11 protein-coding genes are annotated in these 14,773 nt (G+C 61.1%); 3 read left to right on the forward strand and 8 right to left on the reverse strand.

What is annotated here, in order from left to right; all coding sequences use genetic code 11:
- Window positions 1-32 precede the first annotated feature (32 nt).
- The 5 genes from GH983_RS06135 to GH983_RS06155 form a co-directional block, all read right to left on the reverse strand.
- The gene (locus GH983_RS06135; RefSeq protein WP_153761939.1) at window positions 33-920 is read right to left on the reverse strand and encodes an MBL fold metallo-hydrolase; all 888 of its coding nucleotides are present in this window, start codon (window positions 918-920) and stop codon (window positions 33-35) included.
- Window position 921: 1 nt separating this feature from the next.
- The gene (locus GH983_RS06140) at window positions 922-2,331 is read right to left on the reverse strand and encodes a multicopper oxidase family protein (RefSeq protein WP_153761940.1); all 1,410 of its coding nucleotides are present in this window, start codon (window positions 2,329-2,331) and stop codon (window positions 922-924) included.
- Window positions 2,332-2,430: 99 nt separating this feature from the next.
- Window positions 2,431-3,669, reverse strand: a complete 1,239-nt coding sequence (locus tag GH983_RS06145) for an MFS transporter (protein WP_153761941.1) — start codon at window positions 3,667-3,669, stop codon at window positions 2,431-2,433.
- A gap of 135 nt (window positions 3,670-3,804) precedes the next feature.
- A complete protein-coding gene (locus GH983_RS06150; RefSeq protein ID WP_153761942.1) occupies window positions 3,805-4,650 on the reverse strand; it encodes a hypothetical protein in 846 nt (281 codons plus the stop codon).
- Window positions 4,651-4,653: 3 nt separating this feature from the next.
- A complete protein-coding gene (locus GH983_RS06155; protein ID WP_069041688.1) occupies window positions 4,654-5,085 on the reverse strand; it encodes an ABA4-like family protein in 432 nt (143 codons plus the stop codon).
- A 99-nt stretch (window positions 5,086-5,184) separates the two neighbouring features.
- On the opposite strand from GH983_RS06155, the gene GH983_RS06160 reads away from it, so the two are divergent.
- Window positions 5,185-5,793, forward strand: a complete 609-nt coding sequence (locus tag GH983_RS06160) for a TetR/AcrR family transcriptional regulator (RefSeq protein WP_153761943.1) — start codon at window positions 5,185-5,187, stop codon at window positions 5,791-5,793.
- Window positions 5,794-5,960: 167 nt separating this feature from the next.
- Here GH983_RS06160 and GH983_RS24080 read toward each other — a convergent pair whose 3' ends face one another.
- The gene (locus GH983_RS24080) at window positions 5,961-7,655 is read right to left on the reverse strand and encodes a hypothetical protein (RefSeq protein WP_194842793.1); all 1,695 of its coding nucleotides are present in this window, start codon (window positions 7,653-7,655) and stop codon (window positions 5,961-5,963) included.
- 227 nt (window positions 7,656-7,882) lie between these two features.
- On the opposite strand from GH983_RS24080, the gene aspS reads away from it, so the two are divergent.
- Window positions 7,883-9,673, forward strand: a complete 1,791-nt coding sequence (aspS, locus tag GH983_RS06170) for an aspartate--tRNA ligase (protein ID WP_153761944.1) — start codon at window positions 7,883-7,885, stop codon at window positions 9,671-9,673.
- Window positions 9,674-9,794: 121 nt separating this feature from the next.
- On the opposite strand, the gene GH983_RS06175 is transcribed toward aspS, so the two are convergent.
- Entirely contained in the window at window positions 9,795-10,991 is a 1,197-nt protein-coding gene (locus GH983_RS06175) for a hypothetical protein (protein ID WP_153761945.1), read from the reverse strand.
- 206 nt (window positions 10,992-11,197) lie between these two features.
- Here GH983_RS06175 and parC point away from each other — a divergent pair, with 206 nt between their 5' ends.
- Window positions 11,198-13,474, forward strand: a complete 2,277-nt coding sequence (gene parC, locus GH983_RS06180; protein WP_153761946.1) for a DNA topoisomerase IV subunit A — start codon at window positions 11,198-11,200, stop codon at window positions 13,472-13,474.
- A gap of 53 nt (window positions 13,475-13,527) precedes the next feature.
- On the opposite strand, the gene GH983_RS06185 is transcribed toward parC, so the two are convergent.
- On the reverse strand, window positions 13,528-14,670 hold the full coding sequence (locus tag GH983_RS06185) for a type II CAAX prenyl endopeptidase Rce1 family protein (protein ID WP_153761947.1): 1,143 nt from the start codon (window positions 14,668-14,670) through the stop codon (window positions 13,528-13,530).
- Window positions 14,671-14,773 lie beyond the last annotated feature (103 nt).

The following is a 14,773-nucleotide window of genomic DNA, read 5'->3' on the forward strand; positions in this document are numbered from 1 at the left end:
TCTGTGGCGGGCAATCCCGGGCCGATGTCCCCTTATTCGTCGAATTTGGCGCCCTTGAGAGCCGCGATGTTCTGGTTGTGGACGGCCTCGTAGGGTGCGAAGTAGGTGAGGGTTCCCGCTGCAAGCTGCGGCGCGATGAAGCTTTCAAGGCTCTGTTGGTCTAGGTCGGGATGATCGAGACGCGCAAGCAGTCGGGTAAGATAGTCGCGCGTGGCGGTCGCCAGAGACGGCGGATAGCCGCCGGATGCGATCACCTGCTCGTCGCCGTGATTGGGCAGGATGCGGCTGAAATCGAGCTTCGCCAGTCGGTCGAGTTCGGCGATGTGACGCGCCGTGTTCTCGGGCTCCGAGATATAGGTGACACTGTCTTCCAGCGTGTCGCCGGCCAGCAGCACACCGAGATGCGGCAGCAGCAGAATAGTCCCATCGGCGCTGTGAATGTCGAACTGCATGAGCGTGACGGTGATGTCGCCGACCTGAAGCACCGTCTCGCCCTCGAAGGTCTCCGTCGGCATGACCACAGGGTTGATTGGCGGATCCTTCTCCGCCAGCACCTTGCGCTTCTCGATCAGCGTGTTGCGCGTCAGCGTGTTCGAGATGATCGGGCAGTCGATGAAGCCGGCATTGCCGGCGACATGATCGGTATGCCAGTGGCTGAGCACGACCCGGATGCTGGTGACGCCGAGGCTGGAGAGATGGCTGCGGATGGCACGCGCATGGTCAAAGGAGATATGCGTGTCATAGACCAGCGCCTCTCGCCCCGAGACGATTGCATAGCTCGCAACGCCGAGGCTGTAGGCGCCGTCGTCGAGCCAGTTCGGCTTGTCGGAATGCAGACGTTTGCCGAGGATGCGTCCGTCGTAATAGGCAAACAGCCCCGCATAGGGCTCGTGGATCCGCATCGTCTCGGCAAGGCTCATGTCATGTCACTCGGAAATAGCCGGTCATGCCGGTCTTCTGGTGTTCGATGATGTGGCAGTGGAACACCCAGTCGCCCGGATTGTCGGCCACCAGTGCAAGCTGGATCTTTTCATCCGGCAGCACAAGATAGGTGTCCGAGACGAGAGGCTGGACCTCTCGCTTGTTCGAAGAAATGGCCTTGAAGTTCATGCCATGCAGATGGATCGGATGCGCATGCGGCGTGACGTTCTCGACATTGAGCAGATAGCTGCGGCCAAGCTTCAGCTCGGCGATCGGCGCAGTCGGATCGGGTGTGTCGCCGGGATAGGGCACCTTGTTGATCGCCCAGAAGGAATAACCGAGCGTCCCGCAGATCGAATCGCGGGCCGCACTTTCCGCAGTGGCGCTCAGCAGCAGCGGGATCTGGGTTGCGTTGGAGAGATCGGCGTCCACGCCGGCGTTTTGCACAAGCGGCCCGAGATCCCCGAGATCGCGTTTAAGCGATGAACCAACGGCACGGAGCCGCGCAACGACCTTCGGTGTCGAGGGCCTGATGTCCTCCAGCACCATTTCCGACCCTTCGCTGTCGGCGATACGGACGGCGAGGTCCAGCCGCTGGCCGGGCGAGACTACGGCCATGTCGAGCGGCAGACGTTGAGGCACCGGGTGTCCGTCGATCGCGATGATCTGCGCGTCAGCGCCGGCAAGGCGCAAATTGTAGATCCGGGTCACATCGGCTGCAAGGATGCGGACCCGAACGACACCGCCCGCCGGAACGTCGTAGGTCGGCTCCGGCTGCCAGTTGGCGGTCCTGAGCGTCCCGAAGGTGCCCGTCTTTGCCGCATCGCGCGGTTTGAACTGTTCGATGAACTGGCTGTTGCCGCCAAGCCGGAAGTCGCGCAGGTTCAGCACCACCTCGCCATCGAAGACGGGATCGCGGTCGTCTACAACGATCATCACGCCCGCAAGGCCGCGGCCCATCTGGGTCAGCGTGTTGCAATGCGGATGATACCAGAAGGTGCCTGCATCCGGCGGCGAGAAGGCATAGTCGAAGCGGTCGCCGGTATAGACGTAGGGCTGAGTGACGAAGGGCACACCGTCCTGGTCGTTCGGCAACCGGATGCCGTGCCAGTGGATGGTGGTCGGTTCGTCCAGCCGGTTGATCAGCTGCGCCTTGAAGGCTTCGCCGCGTCTGGCGCGCAGGATCGGCGGGGAGGGGTCGACCGACGTCTGTCCGCCCAGTGCGTAACGCATCACCCCACGCGTCGCCTGCTTGCCGTCGAGCAAGACATCGCCTGTGAATGCCTCGATCTCGATCGGGTCGCTGGCAGCCAGCGCCTGGCTGAGACGCGGCATCACCGCAAGGCCTGTGCCGTATGCGCCAAGCACGGCTGCGGATTTGAGAAGGGTACGGCGGGAAACAAAGGTCACGGTCGGAATTCTCGCTGGTCGTCCCGTTTTTAAAGTTGAGGCGTGCGATCAGCAATAGTCCTGACCGTCCATGCTGTCGCAGGCCTGACGATGTTCAGGTTAGCCGCCGTCCTTTTCGTTCGGCGGCGTCGCGAGCTTGCTGAAGAATGTCGAGGTGCGCAGCAGGCTGCGGAAGCGCATACGCCGCTTTTCGGTCGGCACCGCGTCGCGCACGCGAATGCGGGCGAGCGTATATGCCGCAAAAAACGTCAACACGACGATGACGTAAGCGAAGAGCGCATGCGGCCCGAAGGCCTCCATCAGGAAAGAGGCAATCAGCGGTCCGACGACAGCGCCGATCGACCAGAAGAACAGCGTGCCGGCCGAGACCAGCGCATGCTGGCCGGGTGCCGCATGGTCATTAGCATGCGCCGAGCAGAGCGAATAAAGCGGCAGCGCAAAGGCGCCGAAGGCGAAGATGCCGATGAAATTGGCAAGCTCCCCGTCACCCGCAAGGAAGGCGAGATAGATCGAGGCGAGCAGAGCGCCGGTCGTCGAGACAAGGATGATCACGCGACGGTCGAGTTTGTCCGAATAATGCCCGAGCGGATATTGCAGCACGATTCCGGCAAAGATGCCGATGCTCATGAAGGTGGCGATCGCGGTTACCGACAGGCCGATGCCGTCGGCATAGATCGGCCCGAGCGACCGGAAGCTCGAATTGGTGAGCCCGATGACGATGCAGCCAACGGTGGCGAGCGGCGAGACCGACCAGAGTATCTTGATATCGAACTTCACGTCCTTGGGCGGCGCGGGGCTCGACTTGTCAGCAAACGAGATCGGCACGAGCGAAAGCGACAGCGCCATGGCGATGATGGCAAAGAGATCGATGCCGCTGACCCCGAAGAGCGGGATCATATATTGCGCCGCCGTCACCGAGCCGAGATCGACGAAACGGTAGACGGAAAGTGTGCGCGCTCGTGTGGCATTGGTGACGCGGGCGTTTAGCCAGCTTTCGACGACGGCAAACAAGCCGGCAAAGCAGACACCCTGCACGAGGCGCATCAGGAACCAGGAGATCGGATCGATCACCAGCACCATCATGATCGAGGCGGCGGATGCGATGGCCGCGAGCGCGGAGAAAGCGCGGATATGCCCGATCGCCCGCATGATCTTGGTGATGTAGACGCAGCCGATCACGAAGCCGATGAAATAGCCGGCACCCACCATGCCAATGACCGAGGTGCTGAAGCCCTCCTCGATGCCGCGCAGCGCGATGAACGTGCCCTGCAATCCGTTGCCGCCGATCAGGATGCCGGCGGTGATGAGAAGCGGGATAAGCGGGCGGATGTCGTGCATGTGAGGGCCTGCAGGCCGCGGCGAGGGCGTGTGATCATTGAGTCGGTGCCGTGGCAGGTCCGAATTCGTAGACCTGTTCGACAGACGGCGACAGGCTAAAATCGCGGCCCATCGCCATCCGCCCGGATTTAACCGTCAGAGGAAGGGCCGCCCCTGGACGGCTTGAACGAAAGTGCCGACGACCACGGCAATGGAGATCACGGCGCCGAGCGCAATGCCGGGTCTGGCGAGCCGGGGCGTGAAGCGGTCGAGGCCAAGGCCGAGGATCGGCAAGGCCTGCATGATATGGGTGGCGAAGAAATGCGGCACACGCAGATCCCCGCCGGTGCGCGACCAGCCGAACAGCGGCAACCCGCCGACATCCGTCTTGATGCCGCCGACCCAGTGGCCGGGACCGTCGATTTGGCCGCTGCCGAGTGCGAAAGCGGTGATCAGGGTGGTGATGCTGCCGAGCACGAGGCCCCAGCCACCGCCAAGCCTTAAGCCCGTTGGCGCATCGGGTCTTGGACGCAGCAGGATGTAAACGCCAATCACCAGGCTCGACAGCACCAGCAAAGCGGCGCCTGCGCCCATCACGCTATAGGCCATCGCCTCAAAAGGTGTGCTGTCGTTGAAATGCGAGGCGCGGCCCCGGGCGGCCTGCAGGGTGATGTAGAAGACTTCGCCATTTGCCGTGATCGCCGCCATCAGGCTCGCCAGGAAAACGCCGAGCCCGGCCCGCGTGCGCGCCTCGATCAGCGGCAGGAGCAGGATGAGGGTCAGAAGCATCATGGCCAGCGATGCCTGGAACTTCAGCGGCTTGCTCCAGACGCTGATGCCGTTGATCAGCCGGTCGTCGAGGCTAAGCGCCACAAGGCTCGGAAGGGCCAGCGCCACCGACAATCCGATGCCGACGATCAGCACACGGCGGGTTCTTTGTTCGGCAGCAGCAAGGTCCGGCGACGGCGCGAGCATGACGCTGTCATTGAAGAGCATGGTCATCGGTCAGGCCTTTCGGGGCTTAAGCGCGGTTTCGCTCGCGCGGGTGAGATAAAAGAGCAGGAGGCCCAGCGGGCCAAACATGAAGGTCGCCACCAGCATTGGCGCCTGCAGCAGGCGATTGTAGCCGCGCCTGTCCGCCTCGACGGCAATCCAGGTGCCAATGAAGAGATCGAAGGCGAGGTAATGCACCCAGCCGGCGACAAGCACGGGGTCGCTGGTGAACAGCGCCCGAACCTCGGCGATCGAGCCAAAGCCGCCACCCTCGACGCGGAAGAAGTAGACGAAGACGAGCACCGCATAGGTGAGCGAAAGCGCCCCGATCAGGCCGAAACGAATGAAGGCGATGAGGGCTGCCCAGCGCGGCGCGAGGATGAGCAGCATCCAGCCGGCCATCGCAGTGCTGCTGGCAATCGAAAACACGGTGTCGGGGGACATGGGAGCCTCATCTTGACGGTGACAAGATAACAATGCGGCATAACTTGGCAATGTCAAGATTGATTTTGACGACGTGGGTGCGACCGGTTATGAAGGGGCATGGCAAGACAGAAATCCTATCACCATGGCGACCTGCGCCAGGCGCTGATCGGCACCGGGCTCGACATGCTCGAAGAGCAGGGCCTGGAAGGCCTGACGCTCCGCAAACTCGCCGCCCGGGTCGGCGTCTCCCATGCGGCCCCCGAACATCATTTCCCGACCCTGCGTCACCTGATGACCGCCTTTGCCGTCGAAGGCTTCAGGCTGTTTGCCGCGTCGATGCGGGAGGCCATGGCGGCAACCCCTGATGATCCGGCAGAGCAGCTACGGGCGGCTTCCCGCGGCTATCTGAATTTTGCCAGGTCTCGCCCGCATCTCTTCCGCCTGATGTTCACCGCAAACCGCCTCGACTGGGACGACCCGGCCATCGGCCCGCCCGCCAACGCCGCCCATGCCGTTCTCGAGGAGATCTCGTGGCCGGTGGCAAAGCGCATGAAACTGGACACGCCGGAGGGCAGGGCGGCCGTGGAGCAACTCGTCTGGTCGCAGATCCATGGCCACGCGCATCTGATGATCGACGGCAAGCTGCCACCGGAGGGAGACGGCGGCACCGGCTGCGAGCCTTTTGCGGCGCCGCTGGATCTGGCGAGTGTGTTGTTGCCGGAGTGATGGGGGCGGGCATGAGCGAAGATTGGCTATGATCGACAGACTTGTCCGACTTGCGGTGACAGGCGGATACTAGGGGTCCTTGTGTCCTCCGCCAAAAAGCTGCCGTTCGCGAGTTAGAACTGAAGCAGAAGGTGGGGTATTGGTCGATCTACGCAGTTACTCATGTATCAGGCAACAGGCACTTCGACACCGAATTTGCCGACGCGGAGGCGATTGATTTGACTCTCTTGGCCGATCCGTTGAAGGGCATCAATGGCTTTAGCGGTGATGCTGGGCAATCTTGGATCTGTGCTCGAGACTTTTCGGAAGTAAGTCAGACCGTGTACGATAGCTCGAAGCTGCTCGCCTTTCGCAGCCTTGATCGCGCTGTAGAAATCTTCGGCTGTATGCTGATCCAGAAAATCGAGATCGCTGTCACCCCAGCCGCTTTGCTTCACGATGGATGTCGCGACCGCTTCGAGAGTACGATCATCTCTGAATTCCGCGGCTTTGGTGTCAAATGCTGCTTTGACATCAGGATCTTCTACGTGAAAGCCAGGTACCATCCAGTCACCGCCCCAGAATTCTTTCCCTTCTCCTCTACTTTCGACGTAGGTATTGATAATGTCAGTGAGGCCTTCTGTGTGACCTAGCTCCTTCAGGGTAGCGATAGAAGCTGACAAATCGGTTGGGGTAATCGCAGGCGCATTGTCGACAATCGACTGCTTCAACGCTTGCGCAAACTCTTCGCCATTATCATCAAAGGATCCGTGGTAGATGTCCCATGCTGCCGAGAATGCTGCATTCTTATCAGCAAGTTTGAGCTGGGCGGCTAAAAGGTCTGCCTCCTGCCTGATCTTCGAATCAGTATAGACACCTGTGCGGATGCAGTCGAAGACAACGCGGTCGAAACTATCGGCCGTCCGGAATGCGTAGCGTCTGAGCAGCTCGGCGTGCTGGATTTGCTCGGGGGTCTTTTCCTCGTTGTCGCCGAATAGGTGGGCATATGGTCGGTGTTCCAAGATCGCCTGCAACGGTGGTGCATCGCTCGGCTGATATAGCGCAAAGGCGAACAAGCAGGAACTGTGGAAAGCTTGGCTGACAACTCGCTCGTCGTATCCATTCAACACCTCTTGCAGTCGTTCGCAGATCTGAAGGATCTTGAAAACAGTCCGAAGATTTGTGATCCCCAGCTTGGTCGTGTATTCGGCCACCAATCTGGTCTTCAACGTCGAACGGTCTGGTATTGCGGTAGCGATCGATTCGACCGGGGTCGGATCATATTCGAGATTAATGTCGATGACCTTTTCTAACTGAAGGTGGAAATCTTCCGCATCCTGCCCCTTAAGGGCGTCGCTGTTGAGCAATAGAACAACCTTGCATCTCTTCTTCTCTTTAAGGAAAGAGATCAGCCCCAGAACGTCCTTGAGTTTTAGGCTGTCGCTTATGCGTTCAAGATCGTCGAAACACACGATCTGGTCCCTCACATCAAGGAAACCCACTTCCACGAGACCGCCGTAATCGGCCACGACTGGAACGCCGCGGAGCATACCTACCCCTGCCCTCCATCTAGAGGTGAGTTGCCCCACTCGCTCGGAAACGCTGCTGAAGGTGGCTTCGAGATTCTTCTTCTCTCTGAAGGCGGCCGCTTCAACGGTATGTTCGAATACCGACTTTCTGACGTCGCTGAGGGCCTCCAGTCCGAATAGGGAGACGTACGCATACCTTTGCGGGGTGACCGTGTCGTTCCTGAAAGCCTCTGCGAGGAGGGTATCCCAAGTGTAGGTTTTGCCGACACCCCACCTCCCTCTGAGGCACAGCGCCAACTTGTTCTCCGATTTCAGGAAACGTCGAATCTCATTTTTGACTAGCTCTGAACTCATCTACCCCTCCCGTTGTCGCAACTTGGCGTATAAGCTAGGTACTCGCAACACCCAAGCTGGTCATCGCATCGGTAGAGCTAGATGCCACGCCCGGCACCCGGTCTCACGCCTCCAGCCTTGACAAATCAGGCGCACCATGCGCTTTTCCGCCCGATTTTCTATCGGCTGGCCGTGTGCCGGATTCTTGTGCCCGCCAGCCGTCTATCAGTCCAGGAAAGCACGACATCATGCATCGTTACCGCAGCCACACCTGTGCCGCTCTTCGCAAATCCGACGTCGGTCAGACCGTCCGCCTCTCGGGCTGGGTCCATCGCGTTCGTGACCATGGCGGCGTGCTCTTCATCGACCTGCGCGATCACTACGGCATCACCCAGGTCGTGGCCGATCCGGATAGCCCGGCCTTCAAGCTGGCCGAGACCGTGCGCGGCGAATGGGTCATCCGCATCGACGGTCTCGTCAAGGCCCGTTCGGAAGAGACCACCAACAAGGCCATGGCAACCGGCGAGATCGAACTCTACGCCCAGGAGATCGAGGTTCTCTCGGCTGCCAAGGAACTGCCGCTGCCGGTCTTCGGCGAGCCCGATTATCCGGAAGACGTGCGCCTGAAGTACCGCTTCCTCGATCTGCGCCGCGACACGCTGCACAAGAACATCGTCAAGCGCACCCAGATCATTTCGTCGATGCGCACGGGCATGGCCGCTGCCGGCTTTGCCGAGTATTCGACCCCGATCCTGACGGCCTCGTCGCCGGAAGGCGCGCGCGACTTCCTCGTGCCGAGCCGCATCCACGAAGGCAAGTTCTTCGCGCTGCCCCAGGCGCCGCAGCAGTACAAGCAGCTTCTGATGGTTGCCGGCTTCGACCGCTACTTCCAGATCGCGCCCTGCTTCCGCGACGAAGACCCGCGCGCCGACCGTCTGCCGGGCGAATTCTACCAGCTCGACGTCGAGATGAGCTTCGTCACGCAGGAAGATGTCTGGGCGACGATGGAGCCGATGATGACCTCGGTCTTCGAGCAGTTCGCCGAAGGTAAGCCGGTCACCAAGGAATGGCCGCGCATCCCTTACGACGTCGCGATCCGCAAATATGGCTCCGATAAGCCGGACCTGCGCAACCCGATCGTCATGGAAGGCGTCACCGACCACTTCCGCGATTCCGGCTTCAAGGTCTTCGCCGGCATGATCGCCTCCAACCCGAAGGTCGAGATCTGGGCGGTCCCGGCCAAGACCGGTGGCTCCAGAGCATTCTGCGACCGCATGAACGCCTGGGCGCAATCGGCCGGCCAGCCGGGCCTCGGTTACATTTTCTGGAAGGAAGAGGACGGCAAGATTGCCGGCTCCGGCCCTCTCGCCAAGAACATCGGCGAAGAGCGCACCGAAGCGATCCGCCAGCAGCTCGGCCTCGAGCCGGGCGATGCGGCCTTCTTCGTCGCCGGCGATCCGGCCAAGTTCTACAAGTTTGCCGGTGAAGCCCGCACCCGCGCCGGCGAGGAGCTGAACCTCGTCGACCGCGACCGTTTCGAAATGTGCTGGATCGTCGACTTCCCGTTCTACGAATACAACGAGGAAGAAAAGAAGATCGACTTCGCCCACAACCCCTTCTCGATGCCGCAGGGTGGTCTGGAAGCGCTGGAAAGCCAGGATCCGCTGTCGCTCAAGGCCTATCAGTATGACGCGGTCTGCAACGGCTTCGAAATCGCCTCGGGCTCGATCCGTAACCAGTCGCCGGAACTGATGGTCAAGGCCTTCGAGAAGGTCGGTCTGAGCCAGCAGGATGTCGAGGAACGCTTCGGCGGCATGTACCGCGCCTTCCAGTACGGTGCGCCTCCGCATGGCGGCTGCGCCTTCGGTATCGACCGCGTGGTCATGTTGCTCGTCGGCGCGAAGAACCTGCGCGAAATCTCGATCTTCCCGATGAACCAGCAGGCCCAGGACCTTCTCATGAACGCCCCGTCGCCGGCAACGCCAGCCCAGCTGCGCGATCTGGCCCTGCGCGTCGTGCCGCAGCCGAAGAAGGACTGAGCCGCAGAGCGGACCGTTAAATGACGAAGGCCGGGAGCGATCCCGGCCTTTTTCGTTGATCCAAGGTATAAAAAAGCCCGGCTGCTTTCGCGGGCCGGGCTTCTCCATCAATCGATAACGATCAGTCGTTGGCGGTGACCTTGAGGCCGATCAGGCCCGGAATGGTTTCCGGTGCGCCCATGGCGGCGCCCATGATCATCGGGAAGGCGACCGGATTGGCAGGCGCTGCAGCGATGGTCAGCGCCTTCGGATCGTCGATATAGGTGTTCACGGCGGCAGAGATTTCGTTCTGGATCGCGCCGAGCTTGGCTTGGGCAAGCAGGATCGGGACCATGCCCTTGACCATCTGCGCCATCTGGGCGCCGTCGGCACCGTTGCTCTTGCCGGCATAGTCGAGGCCGCGCTTGGTGATGCCGGCATCCTCGAAGCGGATCTGAGCGTCGACCAGCGTCATCTGCTGCACGAGGCCGAGCATGGCAAGACCCGCTGCCTGCTGGGCCTGCTCGTTCTGCGGCTGTGCCTGCATCATGCGGGCCTGTTCCTGCATCTGCTTGACGAGATCGAGCGTGTAGCCGGACATCGAGAAGGCGAGGGAGAGCTTGCCGACATTGGCGAAATCGATCGAGTAGTCCTCGATGTCGATCGTGCCGCTTTCGACTTCCCAGCTGCCGGACATGTTCATGCTGCCGTCGAGCGTGGTGAGGCCGAGCGCTTCGATCTGTGCCTTGGTCTGCGGGTCTTCGACGGTGCTGAGATCGGCCTTCACGCCGGTCACTGTGCCTTCGAAGGTGATCGTGCTCTCGTCGTCCGACAGGCCCATCGTGCCGACCGCTTCCGCCATCGAGAACACCGACTTGCCATCGACAGTGACGTCGACCGGACCGCTATGGGCCTCTTCGTAGAACATCAGCGAATCAATACCCTCGGCATTGGCGTCGCCGGGCACATAGACGCCGGCCAGATAGAGATCCTGAACCTTGAAGCTCGACTTTTCCTCGGTCACGTTAACCTCGGGGAATTCGACGCGCTCGATGTAGTAGGCGCCGCCTTCTTCCTCGGTCACGCCTTCGAGCGTCAGTTCTTCAAGCATCAGGGGCTTCTCAGCCGTAGCGCCTTCCACCCCAAGCTTCAGGCCCTTGAAGACGACGTTCGATCCATCGACCTCGACGTTCTCAGCCGTGATGTTGCTGCCACCCGTCGCGAAGGCAGCATTGATCTTCTTCAACAAATCCTGCCCGTCCAGCGCAAAGGCAGGACCGGCGAAGACTGTGAGCGCAGCGCTCGCGAGCAGAAGTCGGGTGGAGCGGTACTGGGTCATGAGAAGGTCCTTCGTGCTGGTTCCGCGAGAAGTGCGGACAAAATTGGTCGGCGATATTTATAAGTGGGATTGAAAAAACGTCCACCGGTTTTCGCCATAGCCTGATGCAGCAAGATTGCGGCGTGATGGCGATCACATCGCCTTAATCCACAGGCAGAATCCCCGGATTCCTTGCTGTTGCGGGTCTTCTCCGATAGGGGAAACCCATGGGGACAAATCAGCTTCCGCCCGATGAGGGTGGCGATCACATTCTTCCTGTTGACCTGAAGGCGGCGCTCGAAGAGCGCTATCTCGCCTATGCCTTGTCGACGATCATGCATCGTGCGCTGCCGGACGTCCGCGACGGCCTGAAGCCCGTGCATCGCCGCATCATCCACGCGATGAGCGAGATGGGCATTCGCCCGAACTCGGCCTTCAAGAAATGCGCCCGTATCGTCGGCGACGTCATCGGTAAGTTCCACCCGCATGGCGACCAGTCGGTCTATGACGCCTTGGTGCGCCTCGCGCAGGATTTCTCGCAGCGCTATCCGGTCGTGGACGGGCAGGGCAACTTCGGCAATATCGACGGCGACAGTGCAGCCGCCTATCGTTACACCGAAGCCCGCATGACCGACGTCGCGGCCCTGCTGCTCGAGGGCATCGATCAGGACGCAGTTGACTTCCGCCCGACCTATAACGAGGAAGACGACGAGCCGACGGTTCTGCCGGGTGCCTTCCCGAACCTCTTGGCGAACGGCGCCTCGGGCATCGCGGTCGGCATGGCGACGTCCATTCCTCCGCACAACGCCCATGAGCTCTGCGACGCGGCCCTCTACCTGATCAAGAACCCCGGCGCGCCCGTCGAGGAGCTGCTGGCAGATCCCGCCCATCCGGAACGCGGCGGCATCGAAGGCCCCGACTTCCCGACTGGTGGCGTGATCGTCGAGAGCCGCGCCTCGATGCTCGAAACCTATCGCACCGGTCGCGGTGGTTTCCGCGTCCGTGCCAAATGGGAGACCGAAGACCTCGGCCGCGGCGGCTACCAGATCATCGTCACCCAGATCCCGTTCCAGGTGCAGAAGTCGCGCCTGATCGAAAAGATCGCCGAACTGCTGATAGCCCGCCGCCTGCCGCTTCTGGAAGACGTGCGCGACGAAAGTGCGGAAGATGTTCGCCTCGTTCTCGTTCCGAAGAGCCGCACGGTCGACGCGACGCTGCTGATGGAATCGCTCTTCAAGCTCACCGAGCTCGAAAGCCGCATTCCGCTCAACATGAACGTGCTGTCCCAGGGCAAGGTGCCCAAGGTCATGGCCCTCAACGAGGTGCTGACCGAGTGGCTCGCCCACCGCAAGGACGTTCTCATCCGCCGTTCGAAGTTCCGTCTGGCTGCCATCGACCGGCGCCTGGAAATCCTCGGCGGCCTTTTGATCGCCTATCTCAACCTCGACGAGGTGATCCGGATCATCCGCGAGGAGGACGAGCCGAAGCCGGTCCTGATCGCCAAATGGGATCTGACCGACAACCAGGCCGAAGCCATTCTCAACATGCGCCTCAGAAACCTGCGCAAGCTCGAGGAATTCGAGATCCGCAAGGAGCACGATGCGCTGTCGGCGGAAAAGGCCGAGATCGAATCCCTGCTCGCCTCCACGGACAAGCAGTGGCAGACGGTCGCCTGGGAAATCGGCGAAGTGAAGAAGAAATACGCCAAGGCCACCGAACTCGGTCGCCGCCGCACCGTGTTCTCCGACGCGCCTGATGCCGATGTCGAGGCAATCCAGCAGGCGATGATCGAAAAGGAACCGATCACCGTCGTCATCTCTGAAAAAGGCTGGATCCGCGCACTCAAGGGCCATATCGCCGATACCTCGTCGCTGACCTTCAAGGAAGGGGACGGATTGAAGGTGGCCTTCCCGGCGCAGACGACGGACAAGATCCTGCTAGTGACAACTGGCGGCAAGGTCTACACGCTCGGCGGCGACAAGCTTCCCGGCGGTCGCGGTCATGGCGAACCGCTGCGCATCATGGTCGACATGGAAAACGATCAGGACGTGCTGACGGCCTTCGTCCATGATTCCAGCCGCAAGCTGATTTTCGTCTCGACAGCGGGCAATGGCTTCATCGTGCCGGAAGGCGAAGTGATCGCCAATACCCGCAAGGGCAAGCAGGTGATGAATGTCGGCATGCCGGATGAGGCAAAGCTCGTGGTGCCCGTCAGCGGCGATCATCTCGCCGTCGTTGGCGAGAACCGCAAGCTCGTCGTCTTCCCCCTGACCCAGATCCCGGAAATGACCCGCGGCAAGGGCGTGCGCCTGCAGCGCTACAAGGATGGCGGCATCTCCGACGTCAAGTTCTTCGCGATCGCAGACGGTCTGACATGGGCCGACAGTGCCGGACGCACCTTCACCAAGACGAAGGATGAACTGGTCGAATGGCAGGGTGATCGCGCCTCGGCCGGCCGCCTTGTCCCGAAGGGTTTCCCGCGCAGCGGCAAATTCTCGGGCTGATCCCAAGGCCTCACACAATGACAGCCGGTCGCCTCGCGGCCGGCTTTTGTCTGTCAGCCACGCTCCCAGATCGACCAGACACCCATCAGCGTCGCTGCATTGCCGAGGATGAAGTGCGAGACGATAGGCCCGGCAAGGTTGCGGTATTTCAGGTGCAGCCAGCCCCAGACGATGCCGGAGACGAGGGCGACCACGGCGAGCGACTGGGAATAGTGCAGATGCAGGGTGGAGAAGATCAAGGACGTGATCACGATCGCCGACATCGGGCGGGTTTTGCCCGGCATCAGATCGGCAATCGCCGTCAGCAGCACCCCGCGGCAGATCCACTCCTGCAGTGGCGCGACAATGATGTAGGTGTAGACGGTGATCGTCACCAGCTTCGGGTCGAGTATCGGCGTTCCCTGAAGCTCCGGATAGAGAATGGTGCGGAAATAGGCCATGGCGGCCAGAGCGACGGCGCTGATGGCCAGTCCCATGCCGACCGATTTCCAGAGATTCTCCATCCGGATGCCCATGTCGTGTCGCGTCAGACCGCAGCGCACGGTCAGTCCCCAGATGACGAAGGCGCCCCAGACTTCCATCACCCGCGAAGTCCAGAACATCACCTGCGACTGATGGGTCTCCTTGAGATTGGTCAGGATGAGGCTGTTCACCAGGGCGTAGATGTTGATCATCAGAACCATGGTGACGAAGAGGAAGGCCAGCGCGTGATAGCGCCGGTCGGCCTCTTCGAGCGCCACGAACTGTTGCCTGAGCTTGCCGTAACTCGCCGACAGCTGGGCATAGATCTTGCGGAAGAAGAGGGTGGCGAGTTCGGGCCGATCGCTCAGGAACTCGCGATACTGCGCGCGGTCGATTTTCCAGCCACGCAGCGGGGTCAGCGTTCTGGCCGAAGCGCTGCGCGGATCGCCGCTGATCAGCCCTAGTTCGCCGATGAGCGACCCTTCGCCGGCGATCGCGAGAACATTGCCGCTCTCCTCGTCATAGACCTCGATCTCGCCCTCGGCGATCAGGATGGCGAAGCTGCTGTCATCGCCTTTTCGGAAGAGGAGTGTGCCTGCTTCATGCTGCACCGGATCGACATGGCTGCGAAAGGCATCAAGATAGCTGTCGCTCACCCTGATGGAGGTGTCTTTCAGCAGCTTCTCGGCAAAATCAGGCTGTCCGGTCCGTTGAGTTGCGTCGACCGTGCTCATGCGTGTATCCGTCCAGATTGGAATCTGGCCGGATACTACTGATTTCGTTCAGGAAACGCAGAGGTGTCGATCGTCCATTTCTGGGGTCAATCAGCACTCGCCC

It is taken from the genome of Agrobacterium sp. MA01 (assembly GCF_009650195.1).
Classification (GTDB): domain Bacteria; phylum Pseudomonadota; class Alphaproteobacteria; order Rhizobiales; family Rhizobiaceae; genus Allorhizobium.

What these genes read in the sequence shown, in the direction of transcription:
- GH983_RS06135 (WP_153761939.1), bottom strand. Translation starts at nt 920, where the DNA reads ATGAGCCTTGCCGAGACGATGCGGATCCACGAGCCCTATGCGGGGCTG.
- GH983_RS06145 (WP_153761941.1), bottom strand. Translation starts at nt 3,669, where the DNA reads ATGCACGACATCCGCCCGCTTATCCCGCTTCTCATCACCGCCGGCATC.
- GH983_RS06150 (WP_153761942.1), bottom strand. Translation starts at nt 4,650, where the DNA reads ATGACCATGCTCTTCAATGACAGCGTCATGCTCGCGCCGTCGCCGGAC.
- GH983_RS06155 (WP_069041688.1), bottom strand. Translation starts at nt 5,085, where the DNA reads ATGTCCCCCGACACCGTGTTTTCGATTGCCAGCAGCACTGCGATGGCC.
- GH983_RS06160 (WP_153761943.1), top strand. Translation starts at nt 5,185, where the DNA reads ATGGCAAGACAGAAATCCTATCACCATGGCGACCTGCGCCAGGCGCTG.
- GH983_RS24080 (WP_194842793.1), bottom strand. Translation starts at nt 7,655, where the DNA reads ATGAGTTCAGAGCTAGTCAAAAATGAGATTCGACGTTTCCTGAAATCG.
- aspS (WP_153761944.1), top strand. Translation starts at nt 7,883, where the DNA reads ATGCATCGTTACCGCAGCCACACCTGTGCCGCTCTTCGCAAATCCGAC.
- GH983_RS06175 (WP_153761945.1), bottom strand. Translation starts at nt 10,991, where the DNA reads ATGACCCAGTACCGCTCCACCCGACTTCTGCTCGCGAGCGCTGCGCTC.
- parC (WP_153761946.1), top strand. Translation starts at nt 11,198, where the DNA reads ATGGGGACAAATCAGCTTCCGCCCGATGAGGGTGGCGATCACATTCTT.
- GH983_RS06185 (WP_153761947.1), bottom strand. Translation starts at nt 14,670, where the DNA reads ATGAGCACGGTCGACGCAACTCAACGGACCGGACAGCCTGATTTTGCC.